Source organism: Variovorax sp. GW458-11-26-14-LB1 (genome assembly GCF_059423965.1).
On the sequence record NZ_JBWKYW010000033.1, the window covers coordinates 1 to 17,325 of the forward strand.

Consider the following 17,325-nt stretch of genomic DNA (forward strand, 5'->3'; position numbering starts at 1 on the left):
AGGCTGGTGACCGACTTGCCCGAGCCCGATTCGCCGACCAGCGCGGTGGTCTTGCCGGGTTGAATGGCAAAGCTCACATCGGCCACCGAACGGATCAATCCGTCTTCAGTGGGGAAGCTGGTGCTCAGGTTGGTGACCGTGAGGCGTGGGGTGGTGTTCGCGGTGTTCATCACGAGGTCTTCTTGAGCTTCGGATCGAGCAGGTCGCGCACGCCATCACCCAGCAACTGCAGCGACAGCGCCGTGAAGATGATCGCCAGGCCCGGGAACAGCACGACCCAGAAGGCCTGGTGCGCGTACTGCTGGCTGCCGGCGACCATGGTGCCCCAGGTGGGGATCTCGGGCGGCACGCCGACACCCAGGAACGACAGGCCGGCCTCGGCCAGGATCGCGTAGGCGAAGATGAACGACACCTGCACGAGGATCGGCGACATCAGGTTCGGCAGGATGTGACGCCACAGGATGCGCGAGGTGCGCACGCCCAGGGCCCGCACGGCTTCGACGAAGAGAAGTTCGCGCACGACCAAGGTCGAGGCCCGCACCACCCGCGCCACGCGCGGCGTGTAGACCAGCACCAGCGCGAGCACGGTGTTCATCAGAGAAGGTCCGAGGATGGCCACCAGCGCGATGGCCAGCAGGATGTCGGGGAAGGACATCATGGCGTCGACCACGCGCATCAGTGGTGCGTCGAGCCGGCGGAAGAACCCGGCCATCAAACCCAGCACGGTGCCGGCGATGACCGCGCCCAGCGCCGTGAGCGCCGCAATGGCCAGCGAGTAGCGCGCGCCATGCACGATGCGCGCATACATGTCGCGCCCGAGTTCGTCGGTGCCCAGCAGGTGTTCGGCACTGGGCGCCTTCAGGCGCTGCAGCACCGCCGTGTCGTTGGGGTCGGCCGAAGCAAACAACGGCGCACCAACCGCGAGCACGGCGATCACCAGCAGCACCAGGGCGGAGACCATCACGATGCGGCGGTGCATCAGCTGGCGGAGCATTCGAGGCATGCGCATCGTTCAGACCTTCACGCGCGGATCGACGACCGCATACAGCAGGTCGATCGAGAAATTGATGAGCACGTAGATCGCGGCAATCACGAGCAGCGCACCTTGAATGACGGGGTAGTCGCGCCGCAGCACGGCGTTGACCACCAAATTGCCCACGCCGGGCAGGCCGAACACGGTCTCGGTGATGACGGCGCCGCCGATCATGAGCGCGACGGTCAGGCCGATCACCGTGACGATGGGCACCAAGGCATTGCGCAGCGCGTGCTTCAAGACGACGGTGCTCTCGCTCAGGCCTTTGGAGCGGGCGGTGCGCACGTAGTCCTCGCCGAGCACGTCGAGCATGGAGGCGCGCGTGAAGCGGATGATGAGCGCGGAGTTCAAGAGGCCCAGCACGGTGGCTGGCAGCACCAGCGCATGCAGCCGTTCGGCAAAGGGCGCATCGGGCGCGCCGTAGCCCGACACCGGGAACCACCCGAAGGACACCGCGAAGATCTGGATCAGCACGATGCCCAGCCAGAAGCTGGGGATGCTGGCACCCAGCATCGCGATGCCGGTGAAGAACTGGTCGACCACGCGGCCGCGGAACACGGCCGAGACGATGCCGCAGGGCACGCCGATGAGCGCCGCGATGGCCACGGCCAGCAGCGCCAGCAAGGTGGTGGGCTCGGCGCGTTCCCACAGTGCCTGCGTGACCGGGCGCTGCAGGAAGATCGAGGTGCCCAGGTTGCCCTGCAGCACTTCGCGCAGCCAGTAGCCGAACTGCACGGGCAGGGGTTTATCCAGGCCGTAGTCCTTCTGCACGCGGGCGATGTCGGCGGCGGTGGCCTGGTCGCCCAGCAGCACGGAGATGGGGTCGCCCGAGGCGGCGCGCGTGAGCACGAAGACCAGCACGGCCACCAGGGACAGCACGACGAGCATGCCGCCCGCGCGCGAGGCGATGAAACGGAACAAGCGCGCCTCCTACTTGATCTTCACATTCCAGAAGAACGGCCAGTTCGTGGGTTGGTAGTTGTCCAGCGCCGGGCTCTTGGCCGAGAGGGCGTTGAACTTGCCGACGCTGATGTAGGGCACCTCGTCGTACACCACCTGCTGCACCTTGCCCCACAGCGCGCCGCGCTTGGCTGGGTCGCTCTCGGTGTTGAACGCACTGAGCGAGGCCTTCTTGGCGGGCGAGTCCCACCAGCCTGGTGCACCGTCGCCCAGTTGCGGTGGCGACAGCATGGGCTCGGGGAACAGCCCCGAATGGGTGATGAAGATTTCCCACAGCCGCGGGTCGTTGCGGCGCTGGGTGAGCGTGGCCCAGTCGACCACGTTGAGGTCGACCTTGAAGCCGGCGCGCTTGAGCTGCTCGGCCATCAAGAGCGACATGTTGTAGTGGAAGTCGTACTGGCGGCTGGTGAGCACGCGGATCGGTTCGCCCTTGTAGCCGGCCTTGGCGGCGGCGTCCTTCGCCTTGGTGGCGTTGCGCTGGTTGTACTGGTCGGCGCCGGCCGCCGAGTAGAACGGCGAACTCTTGGGAAAGTGGTTCGCTTCCGCGATGAAGAAGCGCGTGTCGCCGAAGCCGGCCGCGAGCATTTCGCCCTGGTCCATCGCCGTCTGCAGGGCCTGGCGCACGGCCTGGCTGGCGAGCGGGCCTTCCTTGGTGTTGAAGACCACCAGCGGAAAACCGAAGGCGGGCGTGATGATCGGCAGCGTCTTGCCACTGGCCTTCTCCAGGCGCGGCAGCGCTTCCACCGGCAGCAGGTCTGCAAAGTCGTACTGGCCCGCGAGTGCACCTTCGACACGCGTGCTCGCGTTCGGCACGGGCACGAAGCGCAGTTCTTCGATGGCCGCTTCGCGCTTGCCGCCGTAGCCGCTCGCGGGTTCCTTGCGCGCGGCGTACTTGTCGAAGCGCGTGAGCAGCACGAACTGGTCGGGACGGCGCTCCTTGAACTTGTAGGGGCCGGTGCCGACGAAGTCCTTCAGCGGCGAGGCCATCGATTCCTTGGCCATCATCGCGGCGGTGCCATTGCTGGGCAAAGCCAGTTGCGAGAGCAGCGGCGCATACGGCGCCTTCAGCACGATCTCCACGCCCAGCGGACTCTTGGCCTTGAGGCTCTCGATTTCCTTGCCCACGGCCTTGCCGCGCGGCGACTGGTCCATCCAGCGCTGCAGGCTGGCCACCACGTCGTCGGCCGTGAGCTCGCGCCCGTTGTGCAGCGCCACGCCCTTGCGCAGCGTGATGGCGTAGGTCTTGCCGTCGGCCGAAATTTTCGGCATGCCCTCGGCCAGCATCGGCACCACGTTCCACTTGGCGTCGAAGGTGTACAGCGTCTCGTACACGTGCTGCATGATGGTTCCGACCAGGTCGGCCGTGGAGGCCATCGGGTCGAGCGTCTGCGGCTCGGCCACCATCGCCAGCGTGGCGAAGTTGCGCGGGCCCTGCGCATGCGCTTCATGGTGGGGCAGCGTGGTGCACAGCATCGCGAGCAGCGAAGCGCCCAGCAGGCTGCGCTTGGACAGGCGAGGCAGGCGCTGGACAACAAGACCGGCGTGAGACATGGGGTGTTCCTTCATGGGCGATCGGTGGGCAATGAATTCACTTTTTTCAGGCCCGAACTTTGAAGCACAACCTATGCCAAAACATCACCATTTACCCTGAGCAATGATCTAAATATTCGAACTCTCCCTTCGAAATTCAATGCCGTTCGCGCACGCATCCGCTGCTAGATTCCGGTCGAATCTTTTCCCACCGAAAGATGGCGTCCGATCGAATTTGCGAGGATGAAAATGAGCACCAAGAAAGTTCTTGCGGTAGGTTTTCTGTTCGGCTGTGCGTTGCTGACGCATGCGGCGATCACCGGGGTGAACCCCCTCGACACGATCAGGAAGGCTGCCACCAGCATGGCCTCCGCGGCCGCTGACCTGGTGGCCGATCCCTTGCCTCTGCAGGGACCCGGACTGGGCAACCTGACCTACACGCAGGCCGAGCTGTTCAAGCCCATCTCGATGATCAAGGAGGAGGTCGACACCGGCGTGGGGGGGGGGGGCCGGCACCGGCGCCGACGTGCCGAAGATCCCCGGGGGCAGCGTGACGCACCCCACCGCCGGGTACACCAAGTACCACTACGGCCAGAACGTGGGCCTCATGATCAACGGCTACTTCCTGACGACGTTCACGCCCGACGGCGGGCTGGGCCCCGGTGGCTTCCTGCTCTATGACGTCTCCGATCCGCGCAACCTGCGGCTCGTCAAGCGCATCTACGAGCCGGACGGCCGCACCAAGGAACTGAGGGAGCCGCATTCCATCGGCATCGCCAGCATCGGCGGCAAGCAGTACGTCGCCGTGCCCAGCGTCTTCGGCGTGGAGTTCTGGGACTTCACCGACATCAACGACGTCAAGCAGGTGAAGAAGCTGGTGCTGCCCAACGTCAACAAGGGCGACTACAACAACGTGAGCTGGCAGCTGTGGTGGCAGGCGCCCTACCTGTACGTGGCGGCGGCGGAGCAGGGCGTGTTCGTCATCGACGCCACCGACCCCGCGAACGCAGTGCTCGCGAACCGCGGCGCCGGCAAGCCCAACCCGATACCGACGGGCGAGCTCGGCGGCTTTCGCGTGGGGCCGATCTTCACCATGGGCAACCACATGGTGCTGACGTCCATGACCAACACCAGCGGCTTCGCCAGCCTGGACATCTCGGACCCGCTGAATCCCAAGGTGCTCGACACCGTCTCCGGGTCCACCGCCAGCTACTACTCCACCTGCTTCGACGGCAAGAAGGTCTACGCCTCCGCACAGGAGAGCGGCGGCAAGATGTACGGCTACGACCTGAGCGACCGCTCGCGCTTCGTGGCCGAGGACAACCGGCTGGTGATCAACCAGCAGCTGTACTGCAGCACGCAGGACAACTTCGTGTTCCAGGGCGCACAGAACTACATCCACAAGGTCGATGTGAGCAACCCGCTCAACCACGTCGAGGTCGGGCGCGGCGGATTGTTCGCAACGACGCACCCCGATTTCTCGAGCTCCGACCACGGCCAGGTGTCGCCGTTCGGCAACCTGATCTACGTCGGCAACGACCACGGCTCGGGCAGCGGCTTCATCGTGCATGCGGTGGACCCCGACACCACCAAGCCCGAAGTGAAGCAGGTCTCGCCCGTGAACGGTGCGAAGCAGCAGGCCCTCACCTCGCGCATCGGCCTGGGCATGACCGACAGCATCCGGCCCGAGAGCGTGAACGCCAACACCTTCATCGTGCGCCCGGTGGGCGGCAACACGCTGGCGGGCACCTACAGCGTGCAGCTGGGCATCGTCAACTTTCACCCCGCGCAGCCGCTGCAGCCGGGCACGAGCTATGAAGTGTTCCTGCCCGCCAACGGCCTGAAGGACTATGCGGGCAACGCCATTGCGGCCGATTACCGCTCCACCTTCAACACGGGCAACGCCAACGACATCAACCTGATGCACCACTGGGCGCTGACCGGCAACCTCGGTGACCAGATCAGCGCCAACAACGGCACGCCCGCCACCGGCGACGCGTTCGAGAGCATCGGCCTGAACTTCGCCAATCGCACCACGGGCGTGCAGCTGAAGAACGACAGCGTGTCCACCACGCTGGGCGGCACGGCGTCGCTGAGCTTCTACATGAAGACCACGCAGGCCGGCGGTGCGAACTCGTGGACCGCGCCCGGCATCTTCGGACGCGACCAGTCGCCGGGCGTGGACGACGTGTTCTGGGGCTGGCTCGACAGCACCGGCAACATCAAGCTGTCGGTGGGCGACCACGCGGGCACGCGCTCGCAAAGCGCCGTGAACGACGGCAACTGGCACCACGTCGTGCTCACGCGTGACGCGGCCTCGGGCGCGCAGGCGGTGTACGTCGACGGCGTGAAGACCACCTCGACCGGACCGACCGGCACCAAGGGCCTGTCGACCAAGTTCCAGCTGCTGGGGCAGATCCAGGGCAACACCGCGCTCTTCAAGGGCACGCTGGCCGAGGTGCGCGTGTACGGCCGCGTGCTCGGCGACACCGACGTGGCGGCGCTGCGGGCGCAGGCCGTGATCGGCGATCCCGGCATCGTGGGCGCACCGAAGATCGTCAACGGCCAGCTGAACTTCAACCCGGCCACGCTGGGTGCCACCGGCGCACAGTTCCGCTGGAACTTCGGCGACGGCACGCAGAGCGCGTACGCCTCGCAACCCGGCGTCACACACACCTACAGCAGCCCCGGCCACTACACCGTGACGCTGACGGTGAAGGCCGCGAACGGCCAGGAGACCTTCTACACCTACAACCTCACGGTGATCGCACCCGTCACGGCGGCGGCGCCCACGCACACGACCAACATCGCGGGCGATGCGAACGCGGTGTATGCGGTGAACCCCGACAGCGGCACGGTGGCCGCCATCGACGCGCAGACCTTCACCAAGCGCTGGGAAGTGCGCGTGGGCGATGAGCCCAAGACGCTGGCCGTCGGCCCCGACGGCCGCATCTGGGTCACGGTGCAGGGCGAGGACAAGCTGGTGGCGCTCAACGCCGCCGACGGCACGCTGTCGACCACGGTGCCGCTGGCCTACGGCAGCGGCCCGTACGGCGTCGTCTTCACGCCCAATGGCACGAAGGGCCTGCTGACGCTGGAAAGCAAGTCGGCGCTGGTCAGCTTCGACCCGACGACCGGTGCTGCCACCAGCACGCTCGCCCTGGAAGGCAGCGTGCGCGGCATCGCGGTCGATGCGAGCTCGCAGTCGGCCTACGTGACGCGCTTCAAGTCGAAGATGACGGGCGGGCAGCTGCACAAGGTGAACCTGCAGAGCTTCAGCGCCGCCACGCCGATCGCACTGGCGGTCGACACGACCACGGTCGACACCGAGGCCGCCTCGCGCGGCGTGCCCAACTACCTGAGCCAGGTGGTGATCTCGCCCGATGGTGCGCGTGCGCTCCTGCCTTCGAAGAAGGACAACATCGTGCGCGGCACCTTCCGCGACGGCCTGCCGCTGGAGCATGACAAGACGGTGCGCTCCATCCTGTCGCAGGTGAACCTGCAGACGGCCGCGGAAGTGTTCAGCGAACAGCTCGACTTCAACGACCGCGCCCCCGCGCGCGCCGCGCTGTACTCGCCGGCCGGCGACTACATCTTCGTGGCGCAGATGGAAGGCAACCGCATCGCCATCGTCGATGCCTACAACCGCTCGGTGCGCGGCGAGATCAACGCCAGCAGCGCGCCGCACGGCCTGTACCTCGATGCGGTGCGGAAGCGCCTGTACGTCAACAACTTCCTGGCGCGCTCGGTGTCGGTGCACGACGTGGCGCAGGTGCTGTCCTCGGAGTCGGCTGCCCCGGCCTTCCTGCAGAACATCACCACGGTTGCGCAGGAGCCGATGGCCGCTGCGGCACTGCGCGGCAAGCAGGTGTTCTACAACGCGTCGGACCGGCGCATGAGCATGAACAACTACATGTCCTGCGCGAGCTGCCATGCCGATGGCAGCGACGACGGCATGGTGTGGGACTTCACGCAGCGCGGCGAGGGCCTGCGCCGCACCATCAGCCTGCAGGGACGGCGCGGCACGGGCCACGGCAAGCTGCACTGGACCGCCAACTTCGACGAGGTGCAGGACTTCGAGCACGACATCCGCAACGAATTCGGCGGCACGGGCTTCCTGACCAACGCCGACTTCTCGGCCACGGGCGACCCGCTCGGCGTGCCGAAGGCCGGCCGCAACGCGCAGCTCGACGATCTCGCGGCCTACCTGAACTCGCTGAACAAGTACATGCGCAGCCCGGCCCGCGCGGCGGACGGCAACCTCAGCGTGGACGCGGTGCGCGGCCAGACCGTGTTCAACACGGCCCAGTGCGCGACCTGCCACACGGCCGGCAGCCTGCGCGACGGTCTGCGGCACGACGTGGGCACCATCCAACTGTCGTCGGGCAAGGGCAGCAGCCAGCCGCTGGCCGGCGTGGGCTTCGACACGCCGACGCTCTACGGCACTTGGAGCAACCCGAGCTTCTTCCACAACGGCCAGAAGGCCACGCTGCAGGACGTGCTCGCGGGCGGCCACGGCAACGCATCGAGCCTGCCGGCGGCCGACCTGCTGGCACTCGGCGAGTACGTGAAGTCGTTCGACACCGCACCGGCGATCGACACGCGCATCCGCTCGGAGGTCAACAACCTGTGCGTCAACGTGTCGGGCGGCTCGACGACCAGCGGTGCCACGGTGGTGCAGTGGGCCTGCGGCAACGGCGCCAACGAGACCTTCACCGTCAACAGCAGCGGCGGCTACAGCCAGTTCGTCGCGAAGCACAGCGGCCTGTGCCTGGCGCAGGGCAACACCAACGCCGGCGGCGGCCCGGTGGTGCAGCTGTCGTGCACGGCGGGCGCGGCCACGCAATGGAGCGTGGTCGGGGCGACGCTGCGCAACCGGGTGTCTTCGGGTGCGTGCCTCGATGTGCCCGGCTCGACCACCACGCAGGGCACGGCGCTGTCCACCTACGCCTGCCATGGCGGGGCCAACCAGCGCTGGAGCCAGATTCCCTGAGCTCCTGCGCTCTTTCTCTCTCTTTCTCTCGCTCTCCAAAAAAGGAAATCACGTGTCGGCACTCCAACTCTCCCTCCCAGGCGGCTATCGGTTCATTCCGGGCGTCCAGCAGTACTCGGCTGGCGTGGCCGCCGAACCTGGGTTTCGCATCGAGCGCGTGCGCTTCCTGGAGCCCCTGCCCCTGAAGCAGGGCTTTCGGCGCATCAAGGAAATCCTGGAGGAGGCCTCGCGTCCGCTGGCCGCCTTCTGCGCGTGCGAACTGCGGTCCCCGGCACCGTTCACCGAACAGGGCTTCGTCGAGTTCAACAACCTCTACGTGGGCACGTTGAAGGAGTGGGGGATCTTCATCGGCGACCTGAATCCGGTCGCGCGAAGCAACGTGTGCCCCGCGGTGTCGCCGCCGTCGGAGCCCTCGTTCCATGCGTTCAGCTACACCGTGCCCGACGCCGAGGCGGCGGCGTCGTTCGTGGTGGCCGGCAGCGCCGAAGCGCCGGAAGGCAAGGGGCACTACCGCGACCATGCCGTGCGCCTGGGCGATACCTCGCCGCCCGCCATCCTGAAGAAGGCGCAGTGGGTGCTCGACGAAATGGAACGCCGCCTGGCATCGCTGGGTTTCACCTGGGCCAGCACCACGGGCTCGCAGCTGTACACGGTGCACGACATCCATCCCTTCATCGCCGACGAGATCGTCAAGCGCGGTGCCGCGCGACACGGGCTGACCTGGCACTACAACCGCCCGCCCGTGGTCGATCTCGAGTACGAGATGGACTGCCGCAGCGTCCAGTTCGAACGCGTCGCGGTCTGATCGCGCGCGGGTCGCCACACCCTTTCACCGAGACGCCCATGCCCAAGAAATTGCCGCATCGCCTGGCCGCCACCTGCATCGTCCTGAGCGCGTTCCTGGCGGCCGGCCTCGCCGCTGCGCAGAACATCCAGGAGCGCACCTTCAAGTTCGCCTTCGTGAACCAGAAGGAGCATCCGCAGGGCATGGGGGCGCAGCGCTTCTCGGAGATCGTCGAGAGAAAGAGCGGCGGCAAGATGAAGGTGAAGCTCTTTCCTTCGGGCGTGCTGGGCGGCGATGCCTCGGTCATCGCCTCGCTGCAGGGCGGCACGGTGGAAATGACGATGGCGATTCCGGGTCTGCTCTCGGGCATGGCCCGGGAGTTCTCGCTGTTCGACCTGCCGTTCCTGTTCAACAACGAGAAGGAAGCCGACTTCGTGCTCGATGGGCCGGTCGGCCGCAAGCTGCTGGACAAGCTGCCCGAGAAGGGGCTGATCGGCCTCACCTACTTCGAGCACGGCTTTCGCAACGTCACCAACAGCCGGCGGCCGGTGGCGAAGATGGAAGACCTGCAGGGCTTGAAGCTGCGCGTGATGCAGATCCCCGTGATGATCGATGCCTTCCGCGCGCTGGGCGCCAACCCGTCGCCGCTGCCGCTGCCCGAGGTCTACACCGCGCTGGAGCAGAAGGCCGTCGACGGCCAGGAAAATCCGTACTCGCTGGTGGAAGCCTCGAAGTACTACGAGATCCAGAAGTACGCCTCCAACACGCGGCACGTGTTCAACCCTGTCGTGCTGCTGTTCAGCAAGAAGCGGTGGGAGCAGCTGTCGGACGACGAACGCAAGATCCTTCTCGATGCAGCCCGGGAGACGCAGCCCTTCCAGCGCGCCGCCAACCGCGACGTCAACGCCAGGGCCGCCGAGTTCCTGAAGGGCCAGGGCATGGTGTTGACCGAGTTCCCCGCCGCCGAGCGCGAGCGCCTGCGCGAGAAGCTCGCGCCGGTCACGGACAAGCATGTCAGGCAGATCGATCCGGCACTGACCCAGGAACTGTTCTCCGAGCTCGGCAAGGCACGCAGCAGCGCCGCCAGATAGCCAGCCAACCAACCACCAAGGAATGACGAATGAAGCTGTTGCGTTACGGGGCCGTCGGCCAGGAAAAGCCGGCGATGCTCGACGCAGAAGGCCGCTTGCGCGACCTCTCCATGCACGTGAACGACATCGCACACGAGGTGCTGCTGCCTTCCGGCCTGGCGCGCCTCGCCGCGCTGGACCCGCAGAGCCTTCCGCTGGTGGAAGGCGCCCCGCGGATCGGCGCCTGCGTGGCCGGCTCGGGCAAGTTCATCTGCATCGGGCTCAACTACTCGGACCACGCGGCCGAGACGGGCGCCACGGTGCCTCCCGAGCCCATCGTTTTCCTGAAGGCGACCTCGGCGATCGGTGGACCGAACGACGTGCTCGAGATTCCGCGCGGCTCCACCAAGACCGATTGGGAGGTGGAGCTGGGCGTGGTGATCGGCAAGACCGCGAAGTACGTCAGCGAAGCGGACGCGATGGACCACGTTGCGGGCTACTGCCTGATCAACGACGTGTCGGAGCGCGCGTTTCAAACCGAACGCCAGGGCCAGTGGACCAAGGGCAAGTCGGCCGACACCTTCGGACCGATCGGGCCCTGGCTCGTGACGCCCGATGAAGTGCCCGACCCGCAGCAGCTGGACATGTGGCTGGAGGTCAACGGCGTGCGGCGCCAGAGCGGCTCCACGGCGACCATGGTCTACGGCGTGCGCTACCTGATCGCGTACCTCTCGCAGTTCATGAGCCTGCGCCCGGGGGACATCATTTCCACGGGAACACCGCCCGGCGTGGGCATGGGGTTCAAGCCGCCGGTCTACCTGAAGCGCGGCGATGTCGTCACGCTGGGCATCGAAGGGTTGGGCACGCAGCGGCAGGTCGCCGCACAGTTCGACTGAAGGGGAGGTGGCAGGGGGCGGCAGCGGGCCGTGAGGCGCCCGCTGCTGCCGCTGTGTCAGATCAGCGTGGCGCTCACGCCGCGCTGCACCACGGGCGCGATGCCGGCGTAGAAGAACGCCAGGCTGTCTTCCGGCCCGTTGACGGCGCGCCCGCGCACCTTGGCCATCGCGCAGACGCCGACCTGTGCGCTGTCGGGGCCGATCACGAGGACGAAGGGGTTGTCGTCGTCGCCGCGCAGGTAGCGTCCGCCGAACTCGCGGCGTGCGGTTTCGAACACGTAGGCCGACGCCAGGAAGTGCAGGTCGTCGGGCAAGGGCGCCTGCTGCTGGAAGAAGTCTTCGAGCACCTGATCGACCAGGACCAGCGAGGCTTCGGAGTAGTCGAGCGCCGCGCTGTCGATGGGCGCGCCGGGTTGCGAAAAAGCGCCGATGAAGTCTTCCGCCTGCGAGGCCATGCCGGCCTCGAGCGTCGACGGCATTTCCACTTCCGGCTGCTTTTTCTTCTTCAGGAAATCGAACAGTCCCATGGTGCTCAGGCCTGCACCGCGGCCGACAGTTGCCGCAGCATGGCCGACTGCCGCGCCTCTTCGGCGTCGCGCAGGCTCTTCGCGGCGCGCGCCGCGACGTAGGTGACGTACAGGGTCTCGACGGCCCGCGCCCATTCGTGCGCCTTCTGCGACACGCCTTCCGCCTTCACCGGCGAGCCGGTGGCCATCGGCGTCGACAGGTCGTCCAGCGGACGGGCTGGTACATCGACGCCGGCCTTCCCGAGGATCACGGCTTTCTGAAGGATGGTGAGCATGGCGGACCTCTCTTTTTTCTTGTTCCAGAGTAACAGCGCCCTTCGCGGGCTGCCATTCGCCAGATGACGTATCCGCCCCCGAATTCAAGATGAACTTTCGGCTGACATGGGGTTTGTCTGGGTGGCCGGAAGCAGGGCCTACACGAAGCGCCATCGGCCTCTCGCAATGTCCCTTCGGTGGCTCTGGATGCAAATAATATTTGTTTTCATTCTCAATAGAATTGATGCTGATCAGTTGGTACGCAACAACAACGCATCCCGAGAGCGGCCCTGTTTTTCCTGCCGTTTCCCGTGGAGTTTTTGCATGTTGTTTTCGCGTTGCGGCCGTCGGCCGCGTCCGTCGGTGCTGGCGCTGGCCGCCGCATCCCTTTTTTCTCCCGCCCTGTTCGCCCAGACGCCCGCTGAACAACAACTGCGCGAGGTCGTCGTCAGCGCGACCGGCTTCGAGCAGGAACTCAAGGACGCGCCCGCTTCCATTTCGGTGATCACGCGCCAGGAGCTGGAAACACGCCAGTTCCGCGACCTGGCCGAGGCGCTGCAGAACGTCGAAGGCATCGATGTGGGCGGCGCCACCGGCAAGACCGGGGGCCTGGACATCTCGATCCGCGGCATGCCCAGCGACTACACGCTGATCCTCATCGACGGCCGCCGCCAGAACGTGGCCGGCGACGTGACGCCCAACGGCTTCGGCGCCGCGCACACCAGCTTCATGCCGCCGCTGGCGGCCATCGAGCGCATCGAGGTCATCCGCGGCCCGATGTCGACGCTGTACGGCTCCGACGCCATGGGCGGCGTGGTCAACATCATCACGCGCAAGGTGGCACGCGAATGGGGCGGCCAGGTCACGATGGAAACCGGCATCCCGCAGGACAGCGAGTGGGGTTCGCAGACGCGCTCCAGCGTCTACCTGAGCGGCCCCGTCGCCACCGACCTGCTGGGCCTGACCCTGCGCGGCAACATCTACCGCCGCGAAGCCGCCGACTGGGTGCTGGCCCCGGGCCAGGCGCAGCCCGCGACGGCGCGCAACCCGGCGCCCGCCGAGAGCCGCCAGCACAGCGTGGGCGGGCGCCTGATGCTCACGCCCAACCGCCAGCACGACATCTGGCTCGACGTCGAATCGGGCCGCAGCTGGTACGACAACGAAGACGGCCGCCTGGGCACGCGCGACGCCGCCGCACCCAACCGCACCGGCAACAACCCGCCGGGCTACCTGGACGCGCTGCGCTTCAACCGCGACCAGGTCGCCATCGGCCACACCGGGCGCCTGGGCTTCGGCACGGTGGAAAGCAGCCTGATGCACACCACCACCGAGACCGTCGGCCGCACGATTCCCGGCGGCGCCATCCCGCGCAATGCCGCGGCCCGCCGCACCGTGTACTGGCTGAACGAAGCCGACCGCGGCCGCGCGCGCGAACTCAAGACCACCAACCTCGTGCTCGACAGCAAGCTCGTCGCGCCCGTGGGCGATGCCCACGTGCTGACCGTGGGCGGCCAGTGGTGGGACGCCAAGCTGGTCGACGGCCTGCTGCCGCGCTCGCAGAGCCAGACCATGTGGGCGCTGTTCGCCGAAGACGAATGGCGCCTTGCGCCCGGCCTCACCGCCACGCTGGGCGGGCGCTACGACCACCACAGCGCCTTCGGCGGCCACGTAAGCCCGCGCGGTTACCTGGTCTGGGATGCCACGCCGCAGTGGACCTTCAAGGGCGGCGTCAGCAAGGGCTTTCGCGCGCCGCGCCTGAACCAGCTGATCGACGGCATCAGCGGCGTGAGCGGCCAGGGCGCCACGCTCAACATCGGCAACCCGAACCTCAAGCCCGAGACCAGCACCAGCACCGAGCTGTCGGCGCTGTTCAACAACCAGAAGGGCCTGACCGCCTCGGCGACCCTGTTCCACAACAAGGTGAAGGACAAGATCGCCAGCGGCGGCGACTGCAGCGTGGCGCGCATCTCCAGCTGCGTGGTCGACCCGACCGCCAACTATTCGGTCAACGTCGACCAGGCCAAGACCTGGGGCATGGAACTGAGCAGCCGCATGCAGCTCACCAAGGCCTGGGGCCTGAAGGCGGGCTACACCTGGACCGACAGCGAAGTGATCGAAGGCGGCGTGAAGAACGGCAAGCTGGCCGACACCGCGCGCCACCTGCTGCATGCGCAGCTCGACTGGAACCCCGACGCCAAGTGGCGCTTCTGGCTGCGCGGCGAGTACCGCGGCAAGAGCCCGCGCTTCACCGGCGACCCGGCGCGCCTCACGGGCAACAACCTGGCGATCTACCGCGCGGTGGGCGACATCAAGGCCTACCACCTGTTCCACCTCGGCGGCTCCTACCAGGTGTCGAAGAACGTGCGCCTGAACGCCAACATCAACAACCTGTTCAACAAGGACTTCCGCAAGTTCCAGCAGGTGAACCTGGCGGGCACCTCGGCCTGGGTCAACGAGTACTTCCAGGGCGGCGCGTCGGTGGCGGGCACCACGCCTGCGGGACGCACGATCTGGCTGTCGGCGAACGTGACGTTCTGACGCTGACGGCGACCGTGGCGGGTCGCGCGGGCCTCAGGGGTCCGTGCGGGCCTGCCACACCAGCGTGGCCGCGCTCAGGTCTTCGAGCGCGCTGCCCACCGCCTTGAACACCGTGCGCTCGGCATCGCCCGTGCGCCCGGGCCGCGCGCCACGGCATAGCTCGGCGAGCGTGCCCTGCACCGCGTCGGCACGCAAGGTGCCGGCGGCGATCGCGTCGAGCAGGTCGCCGGCCTTCTGCAGCGCCTCGGGCGTGTCGATGAAGGTGCGCGTGCCGTCGAAACATTGCACATCGGCTTCGCGCATCGCGGGCGTGAAGCTGCCGATCAGGTCCAGGTGCACGCCCGGCGCGAGCCACTCGCCGCGCACCAGCGGCGTGGTCGCCAGCGTGGCGCAACTCACGATGTCGGCACTGCGCACGGCCGCTTCGAGGTCGGTGCCGGCCGCCTGCGCGTTCCATCCTTCACTGCGCCATTGCTCGGCCAGCGCTTCGGCGCCCTCGGGCCGATGGTTCCACACCCACACCTCGTCGATGGGCCGCACGCTCGCGTGCGCGGCGGGCAGCATGCGCGCGATGCGACCGGTGCCCAGCACCAGCAGCTTGCGCGCATCGGTGCGGGCCAGGAACGAAGCGCCCAGCGCCGAGGCGGCCGCCGTGCGCCGCGCGGTGATCTCGTTGCCGTCCATCATCGCCAGCGGCACGCCGGTGCGCGCGTCGTACAGCACGTAGGTCGCGTGCAGCCCCGGCAGGCCGCGCGCGCCGTTGCCCGGAAAGATGTTGATCGTCTTGATGCCCAGGAAGCCCGCGTCGCTCCACGCCGGCATGATCAACACCGTGCCGCGCGTGGCCGCGTCGCCGCCGGTCTCGATGCTGTGCACGTGGCGCGGCGGCACCTGCGCCTCGGCCGCGAAGGCGGTGCGCAGCGCGGGCACCAGCTGCTCGAAGCCCAGGGGTGCGGCGGTGGCGGCTTCGTCGAAGTGTTTCATGGGCGGGCAGGCAGCGCCGGAGCGCTGTCGAAGAAGGTGGTGAGGGCTTGCTGGTACGTCGTGCCGAAGCGCGGCGCCGCCATCGGCTCGAGGTGACCGGCGCCCGGCACCTCGATCAGCTGCTTGGGTTCTTTCGCGTCGGCCAGCAGCCGCTGCGAGTGGCCGTGCGGAATCACCGCGTCGGCGGTGCCGTGGATCAGCAGCAGCGGAATCGGCGCGATGGCCGCGACGAACTTCGAGGCCGCGTAGTCGTCGCGCACCAGCAGGCCGGCGCCCGGCAGCTTGTCGTTGGCGATGGAGCGGTACGAATAGAAGGTCGACTCGATCGCCACCGCCTTCACGCCGGCCCGGTTGCCCGAGCCCACGGCCGCGATCGCGTTCGTGCCGCCCAGGCTCTGCCCGAAGACGAACAGCCGCGACGCATCGACGTCCGCGCGGGCGCGCACGTGGTCGAGCGCGGCATTCGAATCTTCGAACACGCCGCGGGGCTCGGGCGCGCCGTCCGATTCGCCATAGCCGCGGTAGTCGAACACGAAGACGTTGTAGTCCTGCGCCGGCAGCCATGCGACGAAGCGCCAGTGGCTGCTCATGTTCTGCGCGTTGCCGTGGAAGTGCACCACCGTGCCCTTGGCCGCCTTCGGGTCGGCCCGGCCTGCGGCGGGAATGAACCAGCCGCTCAGGCGCGTGCCGTCGGCGCTGGTGAAGCGCACGTTCTCGTAGCGCAGGCCCAGCGCGTCGGGCGTTTCGTAGCGCACGCGGTCGGGGTAATAGAACATCGACTGCACGCAACCGCCGAGCAGAAAGAGCGGCAGCGCGGCCAGCGACATCCACCAGCGGCGCGCGGGTGCGTTGGTGCTGGTCGTCATGCCTGCGATCCGCCGGCCCGCCGGCTTTCGGCGAGCATGTTGCAAAAGAGGGCGCCTTGCTCGATGGCGTCGTCCAGCGCCACGTGCGTGTGCGGCAGCCCGGCATCGAACCAGCGGCGCGGCATCGCGCGCTTGGTGCTGTCGCGGTAGCCGATCTTCAGCAGGGCCATCGCGAAGCTCTTCATGTCGAGCGCTGAATGGCTGAACGGGCTCTCGCCCGCGAAGCGCATCAGGTACCAGTAGACGAACAGGAAGTCGAAGCCCGCCGGGTACGCCACGAACACCGGCCGCGCCTTCAGGCCCTTGAGCCACGCGACGTAGTTCTTCATGGCATGCGTCGGGTCCTGCAGGTCGGTGCGGCACGCGGCCCAGGCCTCGGGCTGCGTCTGCCACCAGGCAGCCGTCTTCGGATCGGCCTCGGCGCCGGGCAGCGTGTGCAGGTTGGCGCTGAAGGTGGACACGAGCTGCTTGTCGGCCGTGTAGGCGGCCGAGCCGAAGCTGAGCATCGAGTGCGGGCCGGGGATGGGGCCGTCGGTTTCGACGTCGGTGCTGATGTAGATCTCGGTCATGGATTCTTCAATGTCTGTGTTTGGGCGTTCTCTTGCGTGCGGTCTCTGGCCGCCCGTACGGCTTCCGCCATGGAACCGAAATGCGTCGATCGCGTGGCGCTGTGGTCGTCGAGGTCCATCATGGACCAGCGGTTCTGGTCGAGGTAGATGAACACCAGCCGGTTGAGCACCGTGACGCCTTCATGGTCCGAGACCGATGCGGCAACGCCCACGGAATCACCCAGGCTCCAATGTCTGCGGAACGCATGAAGACCCTGAGACTGCAGCCAGCTGACCGCATCGTCGAGCGAAGAGAAGTCGGTCGGCAGGCTCATGGGTGT

Annotated in this window: 14 protein-coding genes and 1 pseudogene; 5 read left to right on the top strand and 10 right to left on the bottom strand. The window is 67.3% G+C overall.

Features of this window, described 5'->3' with window-relative positions; genetic code table 11:
- The 4 genes from AC07YS_RS20505 to AC07YS_RS20520 all read right to left on the bottom strand — a co-directional run.
- Positions 1–170 (bottom strand): ATP-binding cassette domain-containing protein (locus AC07YS_RS20505; protein ID WP_495273740.1); only part of this gene is annotated, 170 nt, incomplete at its 3' end.
- Complete coding sequence (locus AC07YS_RS20510) at positions 170–1,009, bottom strand: ABC transporter permease (RefSeq protein WP_062482920.1); 840 nt, start codon at positions 1,007–1,009, stop codon at positions 170–172. The genes AC07YS_RS20505 and AC07YS_RS20510, both read right to left, overlap by 1 nt.
- Before the next feature lie 3 nt (positions 1,010–1,012).
- Complete coding sequence (locus AC07YS_RS20515; RefSeq protein WP_495269967.1) at positions 1,013–1,954, bottom strand: ABC transporter permease; 942 nt, start codon at positions 1,952–1,954, stop codon at positions 1,013–1,015.
- Between the two features lie 9 nt (positions 1,955–1,963).
- On the bottom strand, positions 1,964–3,544 hold the full coding sequence (locus AC07YS_RS20520; RefSeq protein ID WP_495269968.1) for an ABC transporter substrate-binding protein: 1,581 nt from the start codon (positions 3,542–3,544) through the stop codon (positions 1,964–1,966).
- Between the two features lie 228 nt (positions 3,545–3,772).
- On the opposite strand from AC07YS_RS20520, the pseudogene AC07YS_RS20525 reads away from it, so the two are divergent.
- The 4 genes and pseudogenes from AC07YS_RS20525 to AC07YS_RS20540 all read left to right on the top strand — a co-directional run bounded on the left by AC07YS_RS20525 (position 3,773) and on the right by AC07YS_RS20540 (position 11,266).
- Positions 3,773–8,516, top strand: a pseudogene (locus AC07YS_RS20525) (Ig-like domain-containing protein).
- 52 nt (positions 8,517–8,568) lie between these two features.
- On the top strand, positions 8,569–9,321 hold the full coding sequence (gene cnbZ, locus AC07YS_RS20530; protein WP_495269970.1) for a 2-amino-5-chloromuconate deaminase CnbZ: 753 nt from the start codon (positions 8,569–8,571) through the stop codon (positions 9,319–9,321).
- 38 nt (positions 9,322–9,359) lie between these two features.
- Positions 9,360–10,391 (top strand): TRAP transporter substrate-binding protein, encoded by a 1,032-nt coding sequence (locus AC07YS_RS20535; protein ID WP_495269971.1) that lies wholly within the window; start codon positions 9,360–9,362, stop codon positions 10,389–10,391.
- A gap of 29 nt (positions 10,392–10,420) precedes the next feature.
- The gene (locus tag AC07YS_RS20540) at positions 10,421–11,266 is read left to right on the top strand and encodes a fumarylacetoacetate hydrolase family protein (protein WP_495269972.1); all 846 of its coding nucleotides are present in this window, start codon (positions 10,421–10,423) and stop codon (positions 11,264–11,266) included.
- A 56-nt stretch (positions 11,267–11,322) separates the two neighbouring features.
- Here the strand turns inward: AC07YS_RS20540 and AC07YS_RS20545 are convergent, their stop codons facing one another.
- Entirely contained in the window at positions 11,323–11,793 is a 471-nt protein-coding gene (locus AC07YS_RS20545) for a hypothetical protein (protein ID WP_447747003.1), read from the bottom strand.
- A gap of 5 nt (positions 11,794–11,798) precedes the next feature.
- Positions 11,799–12,068 (bottom strand): hypothetical protein, encoded by a 270-nt coding sequence (locus AC07YS_RS20550; RefSeq protein WP_307589336.1) that lies wholly within the window; start codon positions 12,066–12,068, stop codon positions 11,799–11,801.
- Between the two features lie 304 nt (positions 12,069–12,372).
- Here AC07YS_RS20550 and AC07YS_RS20555 point away from each other — a divergent pair, with 304 nt between their 5' ends.
- Positions 12,373–14,586, top strand: coding sequence for a TonB-dependent receptor domain-containing protein (locus AC07YS_RS20555; RefSeq protein WP_495269973.1), 2,214 nt, complete (start codon positions 12,373–12,375; stop codon positions 14,584–14,586).
- A gap of 33 nt (positions 14,587–14,619) precedes the next feature.
- On the opposite strand, the gene lhpI is transcribed toward AC07YS_RS20555, so the two are convergent.
- The 4 genes from lhpI to AC07YS_RS20575 are packed head-to-tail and all read right to left on the bottom strand — an operon-like array spanning position 14,620 to position 17,319.
- On the bottom strand, positions 14,620–15,570 hold the full coding sequence (gene lhpI / locus AC07YS_RS20560; protein WP_495269974.1) for a bifunctional Delta(1)-pyrroline-2-carboxylate/Delta(1)-piperideine-2-carboxylate reductase: 951 nt from the start codon (positions 15,568–15,570) through the stop codon (positions 14,620–14,622).
- Positions 15,567–16,436, bottom strand: a complete 870-nt coding sequence (locus AC07YS_RS20565; RefSeq protein WP_495269975.1) for an alpha/beta hydrolase — start codon at positions 16,434–16,436, stop codon at positions 15,567–15,569. Before AC07YS_RS20565 ends, lhpI begins: the two co-directional genes overlap by 4 nt.
- Entirely contained in the window at positions 16,433–17,005 is a 573-nt protein-coding gene (locus tag AC07YS_RS20570; protein ID WP_495269976.1) for a 3'-5' exonuclease family protein, read from the bottom strand. Before AC07YS_RS20570 ends, AC07YS_RS20565 begins: the two co-directional genes overlap by 4 nt.
- Positions 17,002–17,319 carry a hypothetical protein gene (locus AC07YS_RS20575; RefSeq protein ID WP_495269977.1) on the bottom strand — a complete coding sequence of 106 codons (318 nt, stop codon included), beginning with the start codon at positions 17,317–17,319 and terminating at the stop codon, positions 17,002–17,004. The genes AC07YS_RS20570 and AC07YS_RS20575 overlap by 4 nt, the downstream gene beginning before the upstream one ends.
- Positions 17,320–17,325: the final 6 nt, after the last annotated feature.

Coding starts and splice junctions, on each gene's coding strand:
- lhpI (WP_495269974.1), bottom strand. CDS start 15,570: ATGAAACACTTCGACGAAGCCGCCACCGCCGCACCCCTGGGCTTCGAG.
- AC07YS_RS20520 (WP_495269968.1), bottom strand. CDS start 3,544: ATGTCTCACGCCGGTCTTGTTGTCCAGCGCCTGCCTCGCCTGTCCAAG.
- AC07YS_RS20555 (WP_495269973.1), top strand. CDS start 12,373: ATGTTGTTTTCGCGTTGCGGCCGTCGGCCGCGTCCGTCGGTGCTGGCG.
- AC07YS_RS20510 (WP_062482920.1), bottom strand. CDS start 1,009: ATGCGCATGCCTCGAATGCTCCGCCAGCTGATGCACCGCCGCATCGTG.
- AC07YS_RS20550 (WP_307589336.1), bottom strand. CDS start 12,068: ATGCTCACCATCCTTCAGAAAGCCGTGATCCTCGGGAAGGCCGGCGTC.
- AC07YS_RS20540 (WP_495269972.1), top strand. CDS start 10,421: ATGAAGCTGTTGCGTTACGGGGCCGTCGGCCAGGAAAAGCCGGCGATG.
- AC07YS_RS20545 (WP_447747003.1), bottom strand. CDS start 11,793: ATGGGACTGTTCGATTTCCTGAAGAAGAAAAAGCAGCCGGAAGTGGAA.
- AC07YS_RS20535 (WP_495269971.1), top strand. CDS start 9,360: ATGCCCAAGAAATTGCCGCATCGCCTGGCCGCCACCTGCATCGTCCTG.
- AC07YS_RS20565 (WP_495269975.1), bottom strand. CDS start 16,436: ATGACGACCAGCACCAACGCACCCGCGCGCCGCTGGTGGATGTCGCTG.
- AC07YS_RS20575 (WP_495269977.1), bottom strand. CDS start 17,319: ATGAGCCTGCCGACCGACTTCTCTTCGCTCGACGATGCGGTCAGCTGG.
- AC07YS_RS20570 (WP_495269976.1), bottom strand. CDS start 17,005: ATGACCGAGATCTACATCAGCACCGACGTCGAAACCGACGGCCCCATC.